Annotated in this window: 18 protein-coding genes; 8 read left to right on the forward strand and 10 right to left on the reverse strand. The window is 69.7% G+C overall.

Annotated features, from left to right (window positions below; genetic code table 11):
* Positions 1-98 precede the first annotated feature (98 nt).
* The 3 genes from ASC91_RS03000 to ASC91_RS03010 all read left to right on the forward strand — a co-directional run bounded on the left by ASC91_RS03000 (position 99) and on the right by ASC91_RS03010 (position 5,583).
* Positions 99-2,156, forward strand: coding sequence for a M13 family metallopeptidase (locus ASC91_RS03000; RefSeq protein ID WP_056191914.1), 2,058 nt, complete (start codon positions 99-101; stop codon positions 2,154-2,156).
* 176 nt (positions 2,157-2,332) lie between these two features.
* Entirely contained in the window at positions 2,333-3,907 is a 1,575-nt protein-coding gene (locus ASC91_RS03005) for an MFS transporter (RefSeq protein WP_056191916.1), read from the forward strand.
* A 296-nt stretch (positions 3,908-4,203) separates the two neighbouring features.
* A complete protein-coding gene (locus tag ASC91_RS03010) occupies positions 4,204-5,583 on the forward strand; it encodes a TAXI family TRAP transporter solute-binding subunit (protein ID WP_056191918.1) in 1,380 nt (459 codons plus the stop codon).
* 219 nt (positions 5,584-5,802) lie between these two features.
* Here ASC91_RS03010 and ASC91_RS03015 read toward each other — a convergent pair whose 3' ends face one another.
* The gene (locus tag ASC91_RS03015) at positions 5,803-6,405 is read right to left on the reverse strand and encodes a DUF4337 domain-containing protein (protein WP_056191920.1); all 603 of its coding nucleotides are present in this window, start codon (positions 6,403-6,405) and stop codon (positions 5,803-5,805) included.
* Between the two features lie 91 nt (positions 6,406-6,496).
* On the opposite strand from ASC91_RS03015, the gene ASC91_RS03020 reads away from it, so the two are divergent.
* Positions 6,497-7,519: an alpha/beta hydrolase-fold protein gene (locus tag ASC91_RS03020; RefSeq protein WP_056191922.1), complete on the forward strand. Its 1,023-nt coding sequence runs from the start codon at positions 6,497-6,499 to the stop codon at positions 7,517-7,519.
* Positions 7,520-7,539: 20 nt separating this feature from the next.
* On the opposite strand, the gene ASC91_RS03025 is transcribed toward ASC91_RS03020, so the two are convergent.
* The 5 genes from ASC91_RS03025 to ASC91_RS03045 all read right to left on the reverse strand — a co-directional run bounded on the left by ASC91_RS03025 (position 7,540) and on the right by ASC91_RS03045 (position 15,617).
* The gene (locus tag ASC91_RS03025) at positions 7,540-10,269 is read right to left on the reverse strand and encodes a response regulator (protein WP_056191924.1); all 2,730 of its coding nucleotides are present in this window, start codon (positions 10,267-10,269) and stop codon (positions 7,540-7,542) included.
* Positions 10,266-10,829, reverse strand: a complete 564-nt coding sequence (locus ASC91_RS03030; protein WP_056191926.1) for a YfiR family protein — start codon at positions 10,827-10,829, stop codon at positions 10,266-10,268. Before ASC91_RS03030 ends, ASC91_RS03025 begins: the two co-directional genes overlap by 4 nt.
* Before the next feature lie 8 nt (positions 10,830-10,837).
* Positions 10,838-13,156 carry a TonB-dependent siderophore receptor gene (locus ASC91_RS03035; RefSeq protein ID WP_056191929.1) on the reverse strand — a complete coding sequence of 773 codons (2,319 nt, stop codon included), beginning with the start codon at positions 13,154-13,156 and terminating at the stop codon, positions 10,838-10,840.
* Between the two features lie 110 nt (positions 13,157-13,266).
* Entirely contained in the window at positions 13,267-14,427 is a 1,161-nt protein-coding gene (locus ASC91_RS03040) for a diguanylate cyclase (RefSeq protein ID WP_056191931.1), read from the reverse strand.
* Positions 14,424-15,617 carry a GGDEF domain-containing protein gene (locus ASC91_RS03045; protein ID WP_056191933.1) on the reverse strand — a complete coding sequence of 398 codons (1,194 nt, stop codon included), beginning with the start codon at positions 15,615-15,617 and terminating at the stop codon, positions 14,424-14,426. The genes ASC91_RS03040 and ASC91_RS03045 overlap by 4 nt, the downstream gene beginning before the upstream one ends.
* Before the next feature lie 314 nt (positions 15,618-15,931).
* Between ASC91_RS03045 and ASC91_RS03050 the strand changes: the two genes are divergently transcribed.
* Positions 15,932-16,672, forward strand: coding sequence for an SDR family oxidoreductase (locus tag ASC91_RS03050; protein ID WP_056191934.1), 741 nt, complete (start codon positions 15,932-15,934; stop codon positions 16,670-16,672).
* On the opposite strand, the gene ASC91_RS03055 is transcribed toward ASC91_RS03050, so the two are convergent.
* Positions 16,669-17,544, reverse strand: coding sequence for a septal ring lytic transglycosylase RlpA family protein (locus tag ASC91_RS03055; RefSeq protein ID WP_056191936.1), 876 nt, complete (start codon positions 17,542-17,544; stop codon positions 16,669-16,671). The two genes, ASC91_RS03050 and ASC91_RS03055, sit on opposite strands and share 4 nt — an antisense overlap.
* Positions 17,545-17,572: 28 nt before the next feature.
* On the opposite strand from ASC91_RS03055, the gene ASC91_RS03060 reads away from it, so the two are divergent.
* Together ASC91_RS03060 and nadC are read left to right on the forward strand one after the other, a co-directional pair.
* Positions 17,573-18,271: a fumarylacetoacetate hydrolase family protein gene (locus ASC91_RS03060; RefSeq protein WP_056191938.1), complete on the forward strand. Its 699-nt coding sequence runs from the start codon at positions 17,573-17,575 to the stop codon at positions 18,269-18,271.
* Positions 18,272-18,273: 2 nt separating this feature from the next.
* Positions 18,274-19,149 (forward strand): carboxylating nicotinate-nucleotide diphosphorylase, encoded by an 876-nt coding sequence (gene nadC / locus ASC91_RS03065; RefSeq protein WP_056191940.1) that lies wholly within the window; start codon positions 18,274-18,276, stop codon positions 19,147-19,149.
* On the opposite strand, the gene ASC91_RS03070 is transcribed toward nadC, so the two are convergent.
* From ASC91_RS03070 to ASC91_RS03080, 3 genes are all read right to left on the reverse strand, one after another.
* Complete coding sequence (locus ASC91_RS03070; protein WP_056191942.1) at positions 19,146-20,240, reverse strand: PEP-CTERM sorting domain-containing protein; 1,095 nt, start codon at positions 20,238-20,240, stop codon at positions 19,146-19,148. The genes nadC and ASC91_RS03070 overlap by 4 nt on opposite strands.
* Positions 20,241-20,433: 193 nt before the next feature.
* Positions 20,434-21,171, reverse strand: a complete 738-nt coding sequence (locus ASC91_RS03075) for a proteasome-type protease (protein ID WP_056191944.1) — start codon at positions 21,169-21,171, stop codon at positions 20,434-20,436.
* A gap of 33 nt (positions 21,172-21,204) precedes the next feature.
* Complete coding sequence (locus tag ASC91_RS03080) at positions 21,205-22,209, reverse strand: NAD-dependent epimerase/dehydratase family protein (RefSeq protein WP_056191945.1); 1,005 nt, start codon at positions 22,207-22,209, stop codon at positions 21,205-21,207.
* Positions 22,210-22,300: 91 nt separating this feature from the next.
* On the opposite strand from ASC91_RS03080, the gene ASC91_RS03085 reads away from it, so the two are divergent.
* On the forward strand, positions 22,301-23,191 hold the full coding sequence (locus tag ASC91_RS03085) for a LysR family transcriptional regulator (RefSeq protein ID WP_056191947.1): 891 nt from the start codon (positions 22,301-22,303) through the stop codon (positions 23,189-23,191).
* The last annotated feature ends 198 nt before the right edge of the window (positions 23,192-23,389 follow it).

The raw sequence follows: 23,389 nt of genomic DNA on the forward strand, positions 1-23,389 counted from the left end.
CGAATTCCGCGACGGGCTGGCCGCTCCCACAGGTCTGACGAATGGCTGCTGGCGCGCCCAGCGCCCACAATCGCCTCACTTCAAATTCCTCGCCCACCATGAAACGACTGCTGCTCCCCGCCTTGCTGGCGGCGACATTGGCCCACGCGGCCGGCCCCAATGCTGCAGAAGGACCGCTGGATGCCCTGCCCTACACGCCCAGCCTGGACGTGACGGCCATGGACCGCAGCGTCGACCCCTGCGACGACCTCTACCGCTACGCCTGCGGCGCCTGGACCAAGACCAACCCCATTCCGGCCGACCAGTCGCGCTGGTCGGTCTACGCCAAGATGGCCAACGAGAACCAGCGCTACCTGTGGGGCGTGCTGAACAAGCTGGGCCAGCCGGGCGCCGAGCGCACCGCGGCCCAGGCCAAGCTGGGCGACTACTTCGCCGCCTGCATGGACGAGAGCGCCGTGCAGGCCGCCGGGCTCAAGGGCCTGCAGCCGACGCTGGACCGCATTGCCGCGCTGAAGGACAAGAAGGCCCTGCCGGCCCTGCTGGCCGAGTTGCAGCTGGCGGCCGGCAATGACCGCCTCTTCTTCGGCTTCAGCGCAGGCCAGGACTTCGCCGACGCGACGCGCCAGATCGCGTTCGCCTCGGCCGGCGGCCTGGGCCTGCCCGACCGCGACTACTACCTCAAGCGTGACGACAAGACGCTGAAGATCCGTACCGCCTACGAGGCCCATGTGGCCCGCATCTTCGAGCTGCTGGGCGACACGCCCGAGGCCGCCAAGGCGGGGGCGCGCAGCGTGCTGGCCACCGAGACGGTGCTGGCCAAGGCGTCTCTGAGCAAGGTCGACAAGCGAGATCCCTACAAGACCTTCCACGTCGTCGATGCGCGCGGCCTGAAGGCGCTGATGCCCGGCTTCGACTGGGCCAGCTACCAGGCCGCCCTGGGCACCGCGCCCTGGCACGCGCGCTACAACGTCACCGAGCCGACCTTCTTCAAGGCACTCGGCGCACGGCTCAACACCATGAGCCTGGCCGACCTCAAGACCTATCTGCGCTGGCAGCTGGCCAGCAGCCTCAGCCCCGCGCTGGACAACGGTTTCGTGCAGGCCAACTTCGACTTCTACGGCCAGACCCTGCACGGTACGCCCCAGCTGAAACCCCGCTGGAAGCGCTGCGTGCAGCTCGTCGACGTGCAGCTCGGCGAGGCGCTGGGCCAGGAATTCATCGCGCGCAACTTCACGCCCGACCTGAAGGCCGCGGCGGTGCAGATGACCGACGAGATCGAGGTGGCCATGGGCCGGTCCATCGACAGCCTGGCCTGGATGAGCGCCGAGACCAAGGCCCGCGCCCACGCCAAGCTCAAGGCCATCGTCAACAAGGTGGGCTACCCGGAGCGCTGGCGCGACTACTCGGCCTTTGCCGTGCAGCCTGGCGATTTCCTGGGCAACGTCATGCGCGGCAATGCCTTCGAAGCCAAGCGCCGCCTGGCCAAGATCGGCCAGCCGCTGGACCGCGGCGAGTGGGGCATGACGCCGCAGACGGTGAACGCGTATTACGACGCGCAGATGAACGACATCAACTTCCCCGCCGGCGTGCTGCAGGCGCCGCTGTACGACGCAGCTCTCGACGAGGCACCCAACTACGGCAACACCGGCGGCACCATCGGCCACGAGCTGACCCACGGCTTCGACGACGAAGGCCGCCAGTTCGACGCCCAGGGCAACCTGAAGAACTGGTGGACCAAGAAGGACGGCAAGGAATTCGAGAAGCGCGCCGCCTGCGTGGCCGACCAGTACGCCACCTACACCGTCGTCGATGACATCAAGATCAACTCCAAGCTGACGCTGGGCGAAGACCTTGCCGACCTCGGCGGCCTGGTGCTGGCCTGGGAGGCCTGGAAGGTGCACATGACCGGCAAGACGCTGGAGAACCGCGACGGCCTGACGCCCGAGCAGCGCTTCTTCGTCGGCTTCGCGCAGTGGGACTGCGCCGATGCCCGCCCCGAAGCCCTGCGCGTGCAGGCCAAGGTCGACCCGCACTCGCCGGCGCGCTGGCGCATCAACGGCGTCGTCGTCAACATGCCGGAGTTCGAGAAGGCCTTTGCGTGCAAGCCGGGCGCCAAGCTGGTGAAGCCGGCGGGGCAGCATTGCAAGGTGTGGTGATCTACACGGGCTGAGGGCGCTGCTCATTGCCGCCGCGATGAGCAGCGGCGTTGTCGGCAGCGGCCACTGACCGTGAAGGTAGCATTGCGCACGCAGGATGCGCCCATTTCCCGGCGTGCCTGGCGCGGGTGCCTTGGTGAAAGCCGGGTGGCACCTCGATTGCCCGCCGGAGTTCCATGACCGCTGCGCTGCATCCACCCTGCGACCAGGCCGCCATCCGCCACGGCCCTCCGGCATCGCCCTGCTCGCCGGCCAGGCAGCGGTGGGTGCTGGCGACCGCAATCCTCGCGTCCGGCATGGCCTTCATCGACGGCACGGTCGTCAACGTGGCGCTGCCGGCAATCCAGAACGAGTTGCATGCCACGCTGCATCAGGTGCAATGGGTCGTGGAGTCGTATGCGCTGTTGCTGGCCGCGCTGCTCCTGCTTGGCGGCGCGCTGGGCGACCGCTACGGCCGCCGCCGCATCTTCCTGATGGGTGTGGCGATCTTCGGCGTGGCCTCGGTGTTGTGCGCGCTCTCAAGCGGCGTGAACGCATTGATCGCGGCGCGCGCATTGCAGGGCGTGGGTGCAGCCTTGCTGGTGCCGGGGAGCCTGGCGCTGATCAGTGCGGCCTTTCCCGAGCATGAACGGGGCCGGGCCATCGGCACGTGGGCCGGCTTCAGTGGCATCACGGCGGCCGTCGGGCCGGTGATCGGCGGCTGGCTGATCGACCATTACTCCTGGACTTGGGCCTTCATGGTGAATGCGCCGCTGGCCGCGCTGGTTGCGGCGATGGCGATGCTGCGAGTGCCGGAATCCCGCGACCCGCAAGCCACGGGGCGGCTGGACTGGCCGGGGGCGGCGCTCGTCACGGTGGGCCTGGGTGGCATCGTGTTCGCCTTCATCGAAGGGCCAGCCCGCCAGTGGGATTCGCCCGCCGTGATCGCCGCCCTCGTGATCGGCGTCGTCGCGATCGTGGCCTTCGCGTGGGTGGAGCAACGTACACCGCGGCCCATGCTGCCGCTGCAATTCTTTCGCGACCCCGTTTTTGCCGGCGCCAATGTGCTGACCTTGCTGGTCTACGCAGCCCTCGGCGGTGGCCTCTTCTTCGTGCCGCTGGCGCTGATCCAGGTCCATGGCCTGTCGGTCGCCGCCGCCGGAGCGGCGCTGCTGCCCTTCATCCTGATCATGTTTGTGCTGTCGCGCTGGGCCGGCGGCCTGGCCGATCGGGTCGGGCCGCGCACACCGCTGGCCATCGGCCCCGTGATCGCGGGCGCTGGTTTCGCTGCGCTGGCGCTGCCTTCCATCGAAGCCAATTACTGGACCGGGTTCCTGCCGGGCATCGTGGTGCTCGGCGTGGGCATGAGCGTGACGGTCGCGCCATTGACCACGGCCGTCATGAATGCGGCGGGCGCCGACGCGGCCGGTGTTGCGTCGGGCATCAACAACGCGGTGTCCCGTGCGGCCGGCGTGCTGGCCATCGCCGCGCTGGGGGCACTGATGGCCTGGGCATTCGGCGCTGCGCTTCGAGGCCTGCTCGACCACCACGGCGTGCCTGCTGCTGTGGCGTCGCTGGTGCTGGAGCAACAGAGCCGGCTCGCGGCCATCGAGCTGCCGCGGGACATCGACGCAGCCACCCGAGCCGCGGCCCAGAGCGCCATCCACGAGGCTTTCATCAGCGGATACCGGTGGGTGATGGGTGTGAGCGCCGCGCTGTGCGTACTGGGCGCCGCGGTGGCCGCGGTGTTGATGCGCAAGGTTGAGCGTTAAGACACGCGATGCGCACGGGCCGACTTGGGACGCCTGTGCCAGGACCGACAGCGATTTGGAAGGACGCTTCCAGCCTAGTGCCGTCGCCCGCTTGGCAGCGAAAGCGGGCGTAACAGTCCGGCCAGCGCGCCTCCCATACGATCGGCCGGTCCCCCATCGGCAAAGGCCCAGCCCGTGCGACGCCTCGGCATCACGATCATCCTCACCCTTGCGGCCTCCACTCGTGCGGGTGCTCAGGAATGCGAGCGACTCTGCAACACGCAGGCCCAGCCTTTGCCCGCTCAGGACGGCAAGCCATGACCCCGATTCAGCAATGGCATGCCACCCGCAGCCTGCGCCTGCTGCTGCAGACGCTGCGCGACTTGATGGTCTCGATGGGGCCGCTGCTGCTGCTCGGCGGAGGCCTGCTGGTAGCTGCCTACTGGTGGCTGGATCCGCAGCCGCCGCGCCAGGTAAGGCTGGCGACCGGCCCGGCCGGAAGTGCCTACGCCAGCTTCGGCGAGGGCTATGCGAAAGCGCTGGCACGCGAGCGCATCCAGGTGGAGCTGATCGCCAGCGAAGGCGCGCAGGACGATCTGGCCCATCTGCGCGCGGGCACGGTCGATGTGGGCTTCGTACGCGGCGGCATGGCCGATCCGGTGACCGATACCGAGGCCGGCATCGTCTCGCTGGGCAGTCTGTTCTACGAGCCGATCTGGATCTTCTACCGCCGCGATCTCGGCATCGCGCGCCGCCAGCCCGGGGGCGAACTGCAGCGCCTGGACCAGCTGCGCGGCCTGCGAGTCAATGTGGATCAGGACGGCAGCGGTGTACCGCAGATTGTTGAGAAGCTGCTGGCGCTGAACCAACTGAAGCCGACCGATCTGCGGCTGTCCAATCTGGCGCCCGACGCCGCGGGTGAGGCGCTGCGCCAGGGCCGGCTGGACGCCACGGTGCTGATCTCGGCGCCGCAGGCCGGCCTGATCCGCGAGCTGCTGCGCGACCCGGCCATTGCGCTGATGGCCTTCGAGCAGAACGAGGCCTATTCGCGCCACCTGCCCTTCCTGTCCACCGTGAGGCTGCCGCGTGGTGTGGTGGGCCTGGCAGCCGATTTGCCGCCGCACGACGTGCCGCTGCTAGCCACCACCACCGCACTGCTGGCGCGCGAGCAAACGCACCCTGCGCTGCGCCAGCTGTTCGCGCAGGCGGCCCTGGGTCAGCACAGCGACGCCGGCTGGTTCAATGGCGCGCGCGACTTCCCCAACACCCGCACCAGCGAGCTGCCGGTCAGCGCCGAGGGCGATCGCGCGATCAACGGCACGACGCCGGCGTGGGCGCGCTACCTGCCCTTCTGGGCCGGCAATCTGCTGGAACGCATGTGGCTGGTGGTCGGCGGCCTGCTGGTGCTGATGCTGCCGCTGTCGCGCGTGGTGCCGCCGCTCTACACGTTCCGCGTGCGCTCGCGCGTGTTCCGCTGGTATGCGCGGCTGCGCGAGGTGGAAGCAAAGCTTGAAAGCGGCGCAGGCGAGCGCGGCGCTTTACTCGACGAGCTGGATGAGCTGGACCGCGTCACACACCGCATTGCGGTGCCGCTGTCCTATGCCGAAGAGCTTTACGCGCTGCGCAACAACATCTATGCGGTGCGCAAGCGCCTGCTGGCGCAGCGGTCCCGGCCAACAGCCGCACCGACCGACTGATCAACAAGCGGCGGGGCGGCGTGCTGCCTGTCCGTTCTGCCATCCAGTCCGACCCCGGGATGAGCGGACCGGCTGTGAGAAAGGCACTGTTGAACGGTGGCAGCTGCCTTGGGTTTCCGAAAGTCCGGTATCCGCCGGCTGAAGCAGCCCAAGCCCAAAACTGCGCGGCGCCCGGCGTCCCGCAAAGACCGCCTCGCTCTCGCTGCTCAAGCAGCAACGCTACGACAGCAACCGGAACAGCATGTTGGGATGGATGGGCAGGTCCATCAGGCCGGCCACGCCCATCAGCACGCCGAAGAAGGTTGGCAGCAGGGCCACGAAGTACAGCGGCCAGAGCCGGGTCAGCGCCGTCACGGCCAGAAGGGCGATGGCGATGGCGAGCAGGGCGTCGGACAGGTCGAACTGGTCGTCGCGGCGGTTCAGCGTCTCGTAAGCGGTCTGGGCTGCCTCGGCCTGGGCCTTGAGTTCGTCGCGCTTCTTGAGCTGGTCGGCCGCCTTGGCGCGGTAGCCGGCGATGGCCTTGTCGTAGTCCGCGGCTTGCGCGTTGGGTGCTCCGGCCTTGGCCAGCTCGAGCTGGGTGGCCGCCTGCTCGGCCACGTCGGCGCGAATCGTGCGCGCCTGGAAGTAGGCCCAGTAATCGAGCTTGTCGGCCTGGGCCTGCTGCATGCCTTGCACGATGTTGTCGTCCTTGACCTTGCAGATGCCCATGAAGGTGGCCAGGATCGCCACCGTGATGGCGACAGCGGCGTTCAGGCGCGCGGTGCGCGCCTCCTGCGCGGCTTCGGCGGCCTGGTCGATGAGGTCTTTGGGATCGAGGTCCATGGAAGGGGTGTGTAGTTGGCAGCGGAACTATGCGCGCAGCACGGGCCTTGTCTGTGGCAATCTCGCGGCCTTCAGTTCCTGCGCAAGCCGAATGAAAGCCAAGACACTGCTGCTGACATTGCTGTTTGCCGTCACCGCCACGGTGCGCGCTGAGCCCGTCACTTTCGCGCTGGAGGCGCCGCAGGCGAGCCGGGTCCTCCTCGCCGGCGAAATGACGGGCTGGGACAAGCACAAGCAGGCCATGGCGCGCGGCGCCGACGGCATCTGGCGCGTGCGCCTGGACCTGGCGCCGGGGCAGTGGCTCTACAAGTTCGTCGTCGACGGCCGCTGGGTGCATGACCCGGCCACGCCAGACCACGATGCCGATGGCCAGGGCGGCCAGCATTCCTTCGTCTTCGTTGGCGAAGGTGCATGGACGCCACCGGCCACCGGTCGAGGCCGTGTCGAGACGTACGAGGTGGCTTCCGCCGCCTTCGGCCGGACCGACAAAGTCAACGTCTATCTGCCGCCGGGCTTCGAGCGCGGCCAGGCCCTGCCGGTGCTGACGCTGCTGCATGGCGGCGGCATGGACGCCGACCAGTGGTTTCGCACCGGCCACATCGAGCGCTATGCCGACCGCCTCATCGCCAGCGGCCGCGCACGGCCCTTCGTCATCGTCATGCCCAGCAGCAACGGCCGGCGCTACGACGGCCCGGCCGAACGCTTCATCGTCGACGAGTTGCCGGCCTGGCTGAAGGAACAGTACGGCCTCTCACCCACACGCGCGCAGTCGGCCATCGCCGGTATGTCCCTGGGTGGCTATGGCTCGGTCAAGCTGCCGCTGGCGGCGCCGCAGCGCTGGGGCTATGCGTTCGCGCTGAGCGGCTGGTATCCGGACGAGCTGATCGCCGAGGTCCAGCGCGCCGGGCGGCTGCCGGTGCCACTGGTGCTGCGCTGCGGCAGCGAGGACGAATTGGTCACGACGAATCGCGCACTTCAGGCGGCGCTGCGCGCCCAGGGCCAGGCGCCCGACTATCGCGAGGACGCCGGCGCCCATACCTTCCACTACTGGAGCCACGTGACGGCGGAGATGCTGGAGGGCGTCGACGCCTACTTCCGTCGCGCCGGTCCCTGAAGATTCGCTGATCGCGGCGTTCAGGCCAGCGGCGGCGCGGCGCAGAGTGAGCCGCTGGCGGAGATCGCGGGCGCGAGTGCGGCGATCACTTCGTCCAGCGCGGCATCGACGGCGGCGCCATGGATGCCGGCGATGCACGCCCGCTCCAGCCGCAGCGCGGCTTCGCGCAGCCCGTCCATGCCAAAGGTGCCGGCCAGGGATTGAAGGTCGTGCGCCAGGCGGCGCCCGGCCGCCGCGTCGCCGGCGTTGCGCGCGGCATCGAAGTCCTGTTCAAAGCTGCGGTATTTCTCGGCAAAGCCGCCGAGGGCACGTCGCAGCAGGGCGGCGTCGCCGCCGAGGCGGCCCAGGGCGCCGGCCATGTCGATGCCCGGTGTGGGCAGGGCCGCGGCGGCCGCGGTGCCCTCGCTGACCACCGTACCAACCAGCGGCGCGCGGGGGCGCACCCAGCGTGCCAGGGTGGCATACAGGTGCGCCACGTTGATCGGCTTGGCGACGTGGTCGCTCATGCCGGCCGCGAGCGCCTTCTCGCGGTCGCCCAGCATCGCGTTGGCGGTCATGGCGATGATGGGCAGGTCCTGCCAGCGCGGCTGCTGGCGCAGCCGCTGCGTGGCCTCGAAGCCGTCCATCTCCGGCATCTGGCAGTCCATCAGCACGGCGTCGTAGTCGTGCGTGGCCAGCCGCTCCAGGGCCTCGCGGCCATTGCAGGCCATGTCCACCGCGATGCCTATGCGGCCGAGCAATTCGGCGGCGAGGTCGCGGTTGATCTCGTTGTCCTCCACGAGCAGCACCCGTGCGCCGTCCAGGCGCACGTCGAGCCGAGGCGGCAGCGGGGTAGCGGCGTGCTCGCCGCCCAGGCCCGACGCTTGGGCACAGGCGTCCAGCAGCGACCAGGGCGTCACCGGCCTGGCCACCATCACGGTGGCCGCCGCCAGCGCGGTGGGTGGGTCCTGGCGGCCCGCCTCGGCCAGCAGCACCAGGGCCGGCGAGCCGCCCGTAGCCTGGGCGGCGAGGCGGCGCGCGAAGTTCGCCGGGTCCAGGCCGGCCAGCGGATGCTCCAGCACGGCCAGGCCGTAGCCTTGCGCCGCGTCCTCTGACAGCCGCGCCAGCGCCTCGGCGCCGCTGGCGACGCAGTCAACCTGCAGCCCTGCCTGAGTGAGCGTCGCGGCATGCAGTTGGCGTGCCGCGGCATGCGCAACGACCACCAGCGCCCGCCGCCCGTGCAGGCCGGCGGCGGGCTGGGCGTTTGTCGCCTCGGGCAGTGCCGCCAGGCTCAGCATGAACGAGAAGCGGCTGCCCCCGCCGGCTGGGCTGTCGACCTCGAGTTCACCGCCCATCAGCCGCACCAGCTGGCGGCTGATCGCCAGCCCCAGCCCGGTGCCGCCGTGGCGGCGGCTGGTCGCGGCGTCGGCCTGCTCGAAGGGCTCGAACAGACGCTGCCTGAGCTCGTCGGAAATGCCCATGCCGGTGTCGCAGACCACGAAGCGCAGCACCGCCCGCTCGCGCTCGCGGCTCACCGTCTCGACGCTCACCTGCACCTGGCCGTGATCGGTGAACTTGACCGCGTTGCCGGTCAGGTTGAGCAGCACCTGGCCCAGGCGCACGGGGTCGCCCAGCAACTGCCGCGGTGGGTCGCCCTGCACCGAGAACAGCAGCTCCAGCCCCTTGTCCTGCGCCTGCGGGCCCATCATGGAGGCCAGGTTGTCCAGCACCTCGGGCAGGTCGAAGGGCAGGGTCTCGACGACCAGCTTGCCGGCTTCGATCTTGGAGAAGTCGAGGATGTCGTTGAGGATGGTCAGCAGCGAGCGCGCCGCGCGGTTGACCTTCTGGATGTGCACGCGCTCGCGGGGCGGCAGCGCGCCTTCCAGCGCCAGGCCCGACATGCCGATGATCGCGTTCATCGGCGTGCGGATCTCGTGGCTCATGTTGGCGACGAAGGCGCTCTTGGCGATGCTGGCCGCTTCGGCGGCGTCGCGCGCCTGGCTCAGCTCGGCGGTGCGCTGGCCCACGGTGTCCTCCAGGGCCGTGTGCTGGCGGCGCAGCTCTGCGTCGCGCGCGTGCAGCGCGCCCATCAGCGCGTTGAAGCCCTCGCCCAGCCGGGCCAGTTCGTCGGCGCCTTCGACCGGCACGCGGCGGTCGTAGTCGGCGCTGACGCGCACCTCGTCGACCACCGCGGCCAGCGTGGCCAGCGGCCGGCCGATGGAGCGTTGCAGCGCCCACAGCAGGCCCAGCATCACTGCGGCCCCCAGCAGCACCAGCGCAGCGCCGAAGGCGATCATGGCGGCCAGGTTCTGCCGCTGCAGTTCGGCCAGGCTGGTGACCAGGACCAGGCGCGCATCGCCGTCCAGCGCCTGCACCCAGCGGGCCGCGCCGAGCCCGGTAGCCAGTGCGAAGCCCGGCTCGCTGCCGCCGCCCGGCGCTGCAGCCGGCCACTCGACGGCCTGCGGCGCGCGCAACTGCGCGAGCAGCCGCCCGTCGGCCAGGCGCAACTCGGCGGACAGCACCAGCGGGTTGGGGCGCAGCGAGTCCAGGATCTCCTGCGCGCGCCGCGCGTCACCGAAGGCGACCGCCGCCTCGGCACCGACGGCGATCAATTGCGCCATGGGTTCGACCTGGGCGCGGGCGCGCTGTTCGAGGGTCAGGCGCTGCACCAGCACCAGGCCGGCCGCGCCCGCGGCGAATACCAGCACCGCCGCTACCAGCAGCGACAGCATCAGCACGCTGCGGATGCGGCGCGGTCGCGCGGCGTTCATCTCAGCCTCCGCAGGCTGCCGTGCTCGACCACTTCGCTGGACACTTCGAGCAGCTTGGCCGGAATGCCCAGCGAGGCCCGGCGTGCCTGGTCGAGATTGATGCTCATCTCGATGTGCTCGCCGGGCAGCAGGCGCACGACGCCGCCCTCGCTGAGGAATTCCGGCGCATTGCCCACGGTCAGGACCGGCAGGCCGCTCAGCTGCGCCAGTGCCGCACGCCGCGCCGACGAACTGATGGCGCCGACGAAGACGATGTGGCAGCTGGCGAGCGCCTCGGGTGACACGGCGCGCCGCACGGTGAACGGCCGGCCCTGTTCGAGCCGGCCCTGGAAGGTTTGTTCCAGGGAGGCGTCGAAGTGGTTCTCGTCGACGGTGCAGACGTTCCAGGGCATGGTGCCGTCGGCAAAGGCCCGCGACGGCCAGGTGACGTAGCGGGCGAAGTTGCGCATGAACGCGGCCTCGACGCGGGACTGCCGCTCGACCAGCGGCGCCTGCGCGCCGGCCAGCGGCCCCAGCACGCAGGCCAGGGCCGCCAGCGCGACGGAGCGTCCGAAACTCACGGCGACCCTCACCAGGCCGCTTTCAAAGCCAGCAGCCACTCCCGGGGCCGCGAACGCGTGCTCTGCGAGGGGTGGTAGTGCTGGTCGAGCAGGTTCTTGCCGGACAGCTCGATCGACATGCGGCGCCCGCCGTCCAGCCACGCGTAGCCCGCCAGGGCGTCGATCAGCGCATAGCTCTGCCGCGCCGCCGCCGGGCCCTCGGGCAACAGCGTCTGGTCCCGCACGACGTGGGCCCCGCCGGCCAGGTAGAGGCCGCCGGAGAAATCATGCCGCGCCCAGAGGTTGAACAGATGCGGCGCGCTCATCTGCAGCCGCGCGCCGTGCAGCAGTTGGGCGCTCTTGTAGTTGATGCGCTCGGCGGCATTCAGCGTCGCCGGGTCGCGCGACAGCAGGGCCGCGTCGTTGCCGCTGTACTCCAGGATGCGGGCGGCGGTGCGGCTGTAGGCCAGGTAGATCTGCCAGCCCGCTGCTGGCAGCAAGGTGGCGTCGAACTCGATGCCGCGCGAGCGCTGCTGGCCGCTCTGGACGTTGTAGATGACGACGTTGCCCGAGCTGTCGGTCTGCGCAAGGTCGTTGACGGCGTTGCGGTTGCGCAGGTCGAAGGCGGTCAGCGTGGCCGTGGCGCGGCCGTTCAGCAGCTCCGCCTTGACGCCCAGGTCCCAGCCGCTGCCGCGCGTGGGCAGGGCGGGTGTGCGCGTGCCGTCGGGCCGGTTCAGCACCTGCGCGACGGGCACGAAGGAGCGCGCGAACGAGGCGAACAGCGACCACTCGGGCGCCAGGCGCAGCAGGGCGCCGTATTGCGGCGTCAGCTCATGCGTGGAGAAGGGTTGGGATGCAGCGGTGATCCGGTCGTCGACCCGGGCACGCGCGGCTGTGTAGCGCAGGCCGGCCAGCAGCAGCAGGTCGTCGTCCAGCAGCCCGAGCGTGGCGCCGGCATAGGCCGAGCGGTCCGTCTGATGCAGGCTGCGATCGGTGCGATTCTCGGTCAACGCCGACAGCGGGATGTCCACCTGGCGGTTCCAGGTCGATGGGTCGCGCAGGTCCCACAGCGGCAGGGGCGAGGCGATGGGGCGGCTGCCCAGGGCCGGGTCGTTGGGCGCCTGCGCCGCCGTGTTGTCGAAGCGCCGCCTGAGCGACTGCGCGCCGAGCAGCAGCCGCAGGCTGGCACGGTCGAAGCGGTACACGCCGACGCCGTCGGCGGTCAGCGTCTCGGCCTGGTTGGTGTAGGTCTGGCGACGCAGGCGGCGGCCCTGCAGAAACGTCTGGTTGTCGGACATGCCGAGGTTGCCGGAGAACAGCGCGTCGATGGCGAAGCGCAGGCGCGAGTAGCCGGCGCGCAGATGCCAGTGGTCGCTCGCCTCGACATCGACCCAGCCGCTGGCGCCCGTGCTGTCGCTGCGGCGGTAGTCGACGTCGGACATGCTGTTCCAGTCGTCCGGCAACCCGGGCACGTCGACGCCGGCGCGGTTCGGGTCGGCCGCGGTCGGCACGAGGCCGGCCTGCCTGCCGTAGCCGGGCTTTTGCATCAGCTGCGGGGCTTCGCGCTTGCTGTACTGCTCGGCCTTGAGGGTCACGCTGACGCGGCGGTCCGGTGTCCAGCGCAGCGAAGGTGCCAGGGTGGTGGCATGCGCGTCGTAGGGCCGCCAGTAGTGGATGTCCTGGTCGAACGAGGCGGCGACGCGCAGCAGCAGGTCGGGCCGCAGCGGCGTGCCCATGTCGGCGTCGAGCCGGTAGCGGCCGTAGCTGCCGGCGCCCACCTCGACCTCGGCGAAGGGCTGGGGCCGCGGGCTCTTCGTGATCACGTTGACGATGCCACCGGGCGCCACCTGGCCGTACAGGAAGGAGGATGGGCCCTTGACGATCTCGATGCGCGAGGCGCTGGTGAGGTCGAAGATCGAGGGGCCGACGAAGCCGTCGCGCAGCACCTGGTAGGCGCCAGGCACCTGGCTCACCGCAAAGCCGCGGATCGCCAGGTTGGCATTGCCCTCATTGAAGTCGTTGCTCCGGTAGGTCACGCCTGGCGAATAGCGGGCCACGTCGAACAGGCCTTGCGGCTTCTGGTCGCGGATGAATTGCTCGTTGAAGGCCTGGATGGCGAACGGCAGGTCGTGGATCGGCGCGTCGAAGCGCGAGGCGGACACGGCGTGGGCGGCGCGATAGCCGCGGTCGAGGTTGGCGGCGACGTCGAAGGGCGACAGCCGCACCTGCACGAGTTCGCCGATGTCGAGGTCGGCGACGCTGGAGGAACTCGCCGCGACCCCGGCGGCAGCCGCCAGGCCGGCGGCCAGCACCAACAGCTGCGCTACGCCCGCGACCCGCAAGCGCATGGCGGTTCCCTGTCTCCTGCCCCCGGCTGCTGTCATCGATCACTCGATTCCATTGGGCTTGTTTGCATCGAGTTTATGCCTGTGCGCCGCCGCAAGGGGCGGCCTGCCGTTCAGGCCTGCACGACGTTGCGGCCCTGGCCCTTGGCCCGGTAAAGCGCCGCATCGGCGCGCGCCAGCACCGCGCCGCCACTGGCATCGGCGCGTTCGGCTTCGGCGATGCCGAAGCTGGCGCTGAGCGACCAGTCCTGCTCCAGCCACCGCAGTGGCGCCATATTGACCAGCCAGCGCATGCGCTCGGCCACCAGCGCCGCGCCGGCGATGTCGGTGTCGGGCAGCAGCACGCAGAATTCCTCGCCACCCAGGCGGCCGAAGCGGTCCACCTCGCGCACGCAGGGCTGCAGCTCCTTGACCATCAAGCGCAAGGCCGCGTCGCCGGCGGCGTGGCCCAGTGTGTCGTTGAGCTGCTTGAAGCGGTCCATGTCGATCATGACCAGGGCATAGCCGCGGCCGCGCGCCAGCCAGGCGTGGGCGCGCTCCAGGGCCCGGTCGAAGGCGCCGCGGTTCAGCGTGTCGGTCAGCGGGTCGCGCTCCAGCAGGCGCTCGATGCGCGTGATCAACCGCATCAGCACCAGGAAGGCCAGCGTCGCGTTCTGCAGCAAGGCCAGCACCAGGGCTGTCCACAGAAAGGCGATGTTGAACCCGGTGGGCATGCGCAGGTCGGGTGTGCGACCGGGGTTGACGAAGGTCTCCAGGCCGCGCGCCGCCATCAGCGCCGCGATGAGGAACAGGGGCAGGGCCAGCGGCGCGGGCGTGCGCCGGCCGCCGGCCGAGCGCGCCAGGCTGCGCCAGGCGACAACGCCGGCCACCAGCGTCAGCGCGGCGCCGGCACCGTTGACGATGCGGGCCTGCCATCGCAGGTCGCCTTCATAGGGCAGCGCCAGCAGCAGCAGCGCCGTGGCAGCCACGGCGGCGGCGCCGGGCTTCCAGTTCAGCGCCCGCGTCGTGATGCCCGGCACCGCCGCGCCGAGCAGCGCGAAGGAGGCGATGGCGAGCACGTCGCCGGGCCAGTAGGTCAGGGCGTCGGGCAGCACACCTCGCAGCACATGCAGGGTCAGCGAACCGGCGGCGGCTGCGTTCGCTCCGGCCATCGCCAGAGAGGCCCGCGGCGCGATGCGCGCGACCAGGGCCAGTGCCATCCACACCAGGGTCGCCGCCGCCGCGACGAAGATGATGCTGGCCAGCAGCGTCTGGGTCTGCGCTGGCGTGATCATGCCGTGGCGATCCCGCCGAGGTGCGTTGCCACGCAGACGCGGTTGCGGCCCTCGGCCTTGGCGCGGTAGAGCTCGCCGTCGGCGCGCGCCATGCCGACTTCGCCCCGCGGGTCGTCGGCCACCGGCAGGGCCACGCCGAAGCTGGCCGACAACGGCAGCTCCACGTCTTTCCAGCGCAGCGGCTGGGCGGCCAGGCTGTGGCGCAGGCGCTCGGCCACGCTGGCGGCGGTGGCGAGATCGGCCGGGCCGGTCAGCGGCAGCAGCGCGCAGAACTCCTCGCCGCCCAGGCGCCCGAGGCAGTCCACCTCGCGCAGGCAGGCCTGCCACACGCGCACGCAATGCTGCAGGGCCGCGTCGCCGGCCTGATGGCCGTGCTGGTCGTTGACGCGCTTGAAGTGGTCGATGTCGATCATGGCCAGCGCGAAGCCGCGGCCGCGTTGCAGCTGGGCCTGGGCCTCGCCGAGCGCCTGCTCGAAGGCGCGGCGATTGAGGGCGCCGGTCAGCGGGTCGCGGTAGGTCAGGTGCTGAATGCGCGTGATGAGGCGCCAGATCATCAGCGCGATCAGGCTGAGGGTGATGGCGGCGGTGACGACGAACCACAGCGCCGCGCGCGCCGGCGACGGCAGTTCGCCATTGAGGATGTGGTCATCCCAGCCCGGCACGAGCAGCAGCTCCGCGGCGTGCGTCAGCGTCACGGCTGCCATTGCGGCGAAGGGCAGGGTGGTGCAGGCGGTGACGACGCGCGACAGCTGGTTGCCGATGCCACGCACGACCTCGCGCACGGACAGCAGGGCCAGCAGCGCCACGCTGAAAGTGCTGGCCACCTGCGGCGCCAGGCCCGAGCCGCTGGCCAGGCCCAGTGCGATGCCGATGGCACCGAGGCCGCCTATCCAGCTGATGTCGCGCGGGCGCTGGCGGCTGCGCAGCATGCGGCGCAGCGCCATCAGCAGCAGCACGGCGCAGGCCAGCAGGCCGAACTCGGGAATCGCCTGGCGCAGCAGGCCGGGCCAGCCGGCCATGCAGTCGCCGCAGCCCTGGGAGGCGATGCGCACCAGATGAGCCGCCGCCATCAGCCGGCCGGCGCGCGGCGCGATGCGAAAGGTCTGCGCGAGCGTCAGCCAGGCCAGGGCCGCCATCAGATTGAAGAGGGCGCTGACCTTGAGGACCGTCGGGACGTCGAGGAATTCCATGCAGCGAGGTGGGCCTGTGAACGCTACGGCAATGGGCTGAGAAGGCTCGCCGCCAGGGGCCAAGCAAGGCGCAGCACGCCGCCCGCACTCATGTGCGGGCAAGTGGTGCAACGCCGAGTGGCCCCTGGCGGCGAGCCTTCCCGCAGGGTTGTGACCAGAAAGGCCGCGCGCCGCGTTGCAAATCCTCGCCGGGTACCCCACCCCGCTCCGGTTTGCGCCTTGCTCGCAGCCTTTCTGGTCACAACTCAGCCTATTGCCGTAGCGTTCACAGTCCCCGGACGCGCATCTTCTCCGACAACGCCACAATGCCGGCCATGTCGGCTTGGGTACTGATCACCGGAGGCTCGCGTGGCATTGGAAGCGCGACGGCGCTGCGTTGCGCCGAGGCCGGCTGGGACGTGGCCATCAACTATGCCCAGGATAGCCTCGCTGCGGACAAGCTCGCGGCCAGATTGCACGGACTCGGCCGGCGCGCGCTGACCCTGCAGGCCGACGTGGCCGACGAAGTTCAGGTGGCGGCCATGTTCGAGCAACTGGACACGGCTGGTGGCCGGCTGGCAGGCCTGGTCAACAACGCCGGCATCGTGGCGCCGGCGGCGCGGCTGGAGGCGATGACGACCGAGCGCTGGCGCCGCCTCTTCGACGTCAACGTGATCGGCACGCTGCTGTGCTGCCAGCAGGCCGCGCGGCGCATGAGCACCCGGCAGGGCGGCGCAGGCGGGGCGATCGTCAACCTCAGCTCGCGCGCGGCCGAGTTCGGTTCGGCGGGCATCTATGTGGACTACGCCGCAACCAAGGGCGCCATCGACACCCTGACCAAAGGCCTGGGGCGCGAACTGATCAGCGAGGGCATCCGCGTCAATGGCGTGCGGCCCGGCATCATCGAGACCGACATCCATGCGGCCAGCGGCATGGACGCGAGTAGCGCTGTGTCGACCATTCCGATCCAGCGCCTGGGCCGGCCCGAGGAGATCGCCGAGGCCATCGTCTGGCTGCTGAGCGACGCGGCCAGCTACACGGTCGGCACCTTGCTGGATGTGGCTGGAGGCCGCTAGCGCTTCTCGACCAGCGTCGATTCAACGCCACTCTCGTCGCGCAGCCGAACGGCGGTGGCACGCGCCTCGTCGGCGCTCGGGAAGGGCCCGGCGCGCAGCCGGTGCACGCCGCCCTCGCGGACGATGGTCAGCAGCGGCAGCAGCGTCAGGTCGGCCTCGGCAATGCGCTGGCGTAGGCTTTCAGCGCCGTCCAGCTTGGCGAAGGCGCCGAACTGCAACCAGGCGCTCGGGCCGGTGCCCGCCACGGTGCTGGTTGTCTCGCGCTGCGGCGCGCCGGGCGGCGTGTCGGGCACAAAGACTGGCTCGCCCGCCGGCTTCTGGAAGGTGCCGGCGCGGATCTCGGCATAGGTGATGCGCCGCACCTCCACCGGCGCCACGCCACGCAGCAGGTCGAGCTTGAGGGCGGCCGTGTAGCTGAGGTCGACGATGCGGCCCTTGTGGAAGGGGCCGCGGTCGTTGATGCGCACGATGACCTCGCGGCCGTTGGCCGGGTTGCGCACGCGGGCATAGCTGGGGATGGGCAGCGTCGGATGAGCCGCCGTCATCGCATACATGTTGTAGACCTCGCCGCTGGCGGTGGGCCGGCCGTGGAACTTGCGGCCGTACCAGGAGGCCAGGCCGCGGTCGGCATAAGGGCTGTCGCCGGTGATGGGCTCGTAGCGCTCGCCCTGCACCTCATAGGGCTTGTTGGGCCCGCCGCTGCGCACGGGCTCGATGCGCGGCGCGGCGTCGGGTACTTTGGCGAGGTCGGACGGCGGATTGGGTAGCGGGCCGTCACGCTCGATGCCGACCGGCGCCACGGCCGAGCGGGTCGCGCAGCCGGTCATCAGTGCGAGCAGCAGCAGTGCGATGGGCAGGCCAGTATGCTGCACGCTGTTCCTGCAATGTCGAAGCCATGCCATGAGCAATTTCGTCTTTCCTCCAGCCGAGATCCCCAGCGCCGCGGTGCGCGGCACGGATGCCCGTTACGCGGTCAGCCGCATCTTCTGCGTCGGCCGCAACTATGCCGATCATGCCCGCGAGATGGGTGCCGACCCGACGCGCGAGCCGCCGTTCTACTTCACCAAGCCGGCCACGGCACTGACGCCCTCGGGCTCGACGGTGCCCTATCCGACCGAGACCAGGAACTACCACTACGAGATGGAACTGGTGCTGGCCATCGGCGCGCCGGTGTTCAAGGTCACGCCCGAAGCGGCCGTCGCCGCCATCTGGGGCTATGCCGCGGGTCTGGACATGACGCGCCGCGACCTGCAGGCGGTGGCCAAGGCGGCGGGCAGGCCTTGGGACACCGCCAAGGGCTTCGACCAGTCGGCCATCCTCGGCGACATCGTGCGCAAGAGCGAGCTGGGCGCGCTCGACAAGGGCGCCATCACGCTGGCTGTCAATAGCGTCGAGAAGCAGCGCGGCGACCTGGCCGAGATGATCTGGAACCAGGCGGAGATCGTCTCCAACCTGAGCCACCTCTACCACCTGCATCCGGGCGACCTGATCTACACCGGCACGCCGGCCGGCGTGGGCGCCGTGGTGGCGGGTGACGTCATCGTCGGGCGCATCGAAGGCCTGGGCGAGATCACGCTGACCATCGGCCCGGCGGAGTAACGATGTTCTCCGCCGAAGAGACTTTGGCGCAGGCGCGCTCACGCAATATCCACGAGGCCTTGGCCGAGGACATCGGCAAATGCGACTGGACGGCGCTGCTCGTGCCCTTGGCCAAGCGCGTGGCCGCCCAGGTGCGCGTGCGCGAGGCCGCGGTGCTGTGTGGCCGCGACTGGTTCGACGGTGTGTTTGCCGCACTGGATGCAACGGCGCGCATTGAATGGCTGTACGAGGAAGGCGCCGTGATGGTGGCGGACAGCATCGCCTGCCGCATCGAGGCCGATGGCCGTGCGCTGCTCAGTGCCGAGCGGCCGGCGCTGAATTTCCTGCAGCTGCTGTCGGGCACGGCGACGATCACGCGTGCCCATGTCGACGCGGTAGCCGGCGCCAGTCCCAACGCCCAGGGCTGCGCCATCCTGGACACACGCAAGACCATCCCCGGCCTGCGCCTGGCGCAGAAGTACGCGGTGCGCGTCGGCGGCGGGCAGAACCAGCGGCTGGCGCTTTATGCCGGCATCCTTATCAAGGAAAACCACATCGCCGCAGCGGGTGGCGTGGGCGCTGCCTTGCGTGCAGCGCAGGGGCTGAATGCGGGTGTGGACATCCAGATCGAAGTCGAGACGATCGCGCAGCTGCGCGAGGCACTGGACGCCGGCGCCGTCAGCGTGCTGCTGGACAACTTCAGCGAAGCGCAGATGCGCGAGGCCGTGGCGGTGAATGCCGCGTATTCGGCTCAAGCGCTGCTGGAGGTCTCGGGCGGTGTCGCATTGGATCAGCTGCGCTGGATTGCCGCGACCGGCGTGGACCGCATCTCCATCGGCCGCCTAACCAAGGATGTCAGGGCGGTCGACTACTCGATGCGGGTGCTCGGTCCGGTCTAGCGACGACGCTTCAGCAGGCCAAGCAGGGCCAGGCCGGTGAGGCCCAGGGTGCCGGGCTCGGGCAGGCGGCCCGGCAATTCAGCGCCGGCCAGCAGGAAGATGTCGCCAAAGCCACCGGTGTCGCAGGGGCCGACGGATCCGCCGTTCTCCAAGGCCGGGCCCGAGCCCCTGACCCCGGTGTTGAAGCAGCCCATCCAGACCTGGACCGACATCGTGTCGTAACCCTGGTTCTCCAGGCCCCGCAGATCCAGCGTTGGCAGGTAGTTGATGAATTCGACCTCGTTGGAGGCGCGATTGGTCTTGACGAGGTCGCCGCCGTTCGGGCAGTTGCTGCCATCCGGCGAGGGGTAGGAGACCGTGGCGTTGACGACGCAGATCGCGCCAACGGTCAGCGCGAAGTCGGCGGCGCCGGGCGTCGTGATGGCGCTGCCGTCGAAGGTCTTGTCCGACGAATACAGCGATGGATCCTTGAAGATGTTGTTGGGGTCCAGCGCCTGGGTCTCGAAGTATTTGTTGCCCAGGTTACCGTCGGTGTCGCGCACCGTGACCAACGCCCAGATGGGAATGCTGGAGGTGTCGTTCTGCGGGTTGTTGAAGTCGAAGGCGATGGCCATCTCGTGATAGGCCCCGCCGAAGGTCAACTTCTGGTTGAGGGTGCTCAGGCCGGTGTCCCAGCTGAAGGGCGTATCGCCCGCCAGGCCGCCGTTGTTCGCCGGGTCGTTGCCGTCGCCGGTGAAGAAATACTTCTTGGTGCCGCCGTTGTTCGTGGAGAAGCCATCCTCCGACGGCATGAGTTGGTCGCCGTTGTTCAGGATGTTGCCGTTGTTGGCGGTGACGACGATGGTGTCGATCAGTGCGCCCTGGCTGGCGGCAAAGCTGTAGGGGCCGTTGAAGCCCGCGTAGCCCTTGGCGGCCAGGTGGTCCAGCACCGTCGTCGAACAGGAGACGACGTTGCCATAGGTGGCACAGGCGGAGTTGGGAGAGGGGTAGGTCGGCGAGTAGACCGGCAGCGGCGCTGCGGCGGCCAGGCCGGCAGGGAAGAGCAGGGCGAGAAGCCACTGCGGTTGGATGCCCCAGGAAGTCTTCTTCATATGTCACCTCTCACGCGAAGCGTTGGCTTCGCGATGAGAAATGAGCATTTATCGGGCCAGGCCCCCTAAGTTGTTGAATTGGCTGCGTTTGACTTTTTCCCCGTCGCCGCGCTGTCAAAGGACTCGACAGCCGCGAATGAGTGGGACACCGTTGTCAACCTTCGCGCGCCGAGATGGCTGGCGCGACGAGTTCTCAGCCGTCGAACCAGGGCTCGTTGGGCAGGTCGTCAAAGACTTTCCTGAGCCCGGCGCTCCAGCCCGTGCGCAGGGCCTGGAAATAAGGATCGTCGCGGCCGATGCGGTTGGGCGGCTTCATGGCCTGCTCGAACTGGTTGGCGCGCAGCATGATCATGTCGATGGGCAGGCCGACCGACAGATTGGACTGGATGGTCGAGTCGAAGCTGACGAGGGTGCACTTGGCGGCTTCGTCCAGCGCCGTCGTGTCGTAGCGGATGACGCGGTCGATGATGGGCTTGCCGTATTTGCTCTCGCCGATCTGGAAGTAGGGCGTGTCCTCGGTGGCCTCGATGAAGTTGCCCTGCGGGTAGACATGGAAGAGGCGCGGGCCTTCACCTTTGATCTGGCCGCCCAGCAGCATGTTGGCGCCGAAGTCGACGCCGTTGTGCTGGTTGTCGCTGTCGCGGTTGACGATCTCCTTGAGCGTGCGGCCCAGCAGCACGGCGGCGTCGTACAGGGTGGGCACGTTGAGCAGGTGTTCGCCGTCGCCATGCAGGCGCTGGTTCAGCACGGAGATGACGGATTGCGTCGTCGCCAGGTTGCCTGCGGTCAGGATGACGATCTCGCGCTGGTGCGGGATCTGGAACTGGTACATCTTGCGAAAGCTGGCGATGTGATCCACGCCCGCATTGGTGCGGGTGTCGGACGCGAACAGCAGGCCCGCACGCAGGCGCATGGCGACGCAATAGGTCATGGTGAGGTCCCGGCGAATGAGCTGGAGGGCATGTTACGGCTGGCCTGTGCCCTTGCTGGTGCAATGGGCAGGCAGGCAGCCCAGGCCGCGCAGCGACGCCTCGACGGCTTCATCCAGCGGCGTGTGGGGCTCGCGGCCCAGGGCGGCGACGAGGCGGCTGTTGTCCATGCGCACCGGCTGGCGCCACAGATAGCGCATCTCGCGCATCTCCTTGAAGGTCGTGACGAAGGGCGAAGCGAGAGTCAGCAGCCACCAGGGGAAGGCGGAGATACGCGGCGGCTTGCCGCCCTGGGCGACGACGACGCGCTGGATGGCCTCGGCCAGCTCGCGGCCGCTGGCGTCCCAGTGGCCGCTCATGTGGAAGTTGGCGAAGGCGGGCAGTGTCGCGCGCCGCTCCAGCAACTCCACCATCGTGCGGGCGACATCCGGCAGATAGGCCCATTGGTGGCCAGCACCGGCGGCGGCCGGGTTGCTGATGGACGTCACCGGCTTGTCGGGCTTCACCAGGCCTTGCGAGAACCAGTTGTTGCCGACCCGCGGACCGAAGAAGTCGCCGGCGCGCAGCACGATGACGCGCAGCCCCGTCTCGCTGGCCGCTCGCAGCCGCGCCTCCATCTCGGCGCGGATGGCGCCCTTGCGGGTCACCGGCCGCTGCGGCGCGTCCTCGTGCAGCAGCGGGAAAGCATCGGGGCCGTAGTTGTAGACCGTGCCAGGCAGCAGCAGCGTCGCACCCAGGGCGCGGGCGGCGGCGATGCTGTGCTCCAGCATCGGCAGCACGAGGCGGTCCCAGTCGCGGTAGCCCGGCGGGTTGACGGCATGAACGATGACGTCGCAGCCCTGGGCGGCAGCGAGCACGTCGGCCGCGTTCAGCGCATCGCCGCGCAGCCATTGGATGCCGTCACTCTGCGCGTGCGCCGTCGGGAGGTCACGCTTGAGCCCCCTGACCACCCAGCCCGTGTCGCGCAACTGGCGTGCCACCTCGCCGCCAATGCCGCCACTCGCGCCGAGCACCAGGACCGTCTTGCTGCTTGTTTCCATGTCGTTCTCCAGAAGTTGATGGAACGGATTCTGGGAAGTGACGGCTTGATTGGGAATTGCTGAAGGTAGTGTCATGGATATACATTTATGCATGGCTTCGACACTGCCCTGGGACCTGCTGCACACCTTTCTCGGCGTGCTGCGCGAGGGTTCGCTGTCGGGCGCGGCGCGGGCGCTGGGGTTGACGCAGCCCACCGTCGGGCGCCATGTCGCCGCGCTGGAGCAGGCGCTTGGCCAGCCCCTCTTCACCCGCTCGCCCACCGGCCTGCTGGCCACCGAAGCGGCGCTGGCCCTGCGCGGCCACGCCGAGCAGATGGAAGCCGCGGCGGCCGCGCTGCAACGGGCGGCGACGGCGCGCGGTAGCGAAGTGAGGGGCACGGTGCGGGTGACGGCCAGCGAGATCATCGGGGCCGAGGTGCTGGCAGGCGTGTTTGCTGCGCTGCGCGAGGCTCATCCCGGGCTGGTCCTGGAACTGGCCCTGAGCAACCAGCTGCAGGACCTGTTGCGCCGCGAAGCCGACATCGCCGTGCGCATGACGCCGCCCGAACAGGGCCAGCTGATCGCGCGCCGCATCGGCAGCATTGAGCTGGGCCTGCATGCGCGCACCGACTACCTCGACCGCCACGGCCGGCCGGCGACGCTGGCAGAACTGCAGGGCCACACGCTGATCGGCTTCGACACCGTGACGCCCTTCATCCGCGCCGGGTCCAAGCGCCTGGGCGGCATCAGCCGCGACAGCTTTGCGCTGCGCAGCGATTCCGATCTCGCCCAGCTCGCACTGGTTCGCGCTGGCGCCGGCATCGGCACGTGTCAGGTCGCACTGGCGCGGCGTGCGCCCGTGCTGGAGCGCGTGCTGGCCGACCAGTTCGCCTGGCCGCTGGAGACCTGGGTCGCCATGCACGAGGACCTGCGCCAGAACACGCCCTGCCGAGTCGTCTTCGAGGCGCTGGTGGACGGGCTCACGCGCCACATCGCCATCTGAGGCTCAGCGCACGGGATTCGATGCCGGTGCGGACGCCGGTCCTGAGGCTGGCGGGAAGGATGGCGGCGAGGAGGAGGCGGGCGAAGACGGTGGCGGCAGCGGCGGCGGCGCAGCCTGCGAGGTGGTGGCGTTGGCCGACGGCAGCGGCTGCTGCTCGGAGCGGCAGGCCGCCAGCGGCGCCATGGTGACCACGGCCGC

Origin of the sequence: Pelomonas sp. Root1237 (assembly GCF_001425055.1) — a bacterium.
In the GTDB taxonomy this organism is placed as follows: Bacteria; Pseudomonadota; Gammaproteobacteria; order Burkholderiales; family Burkholderiaceae_C; genus Pelomonas.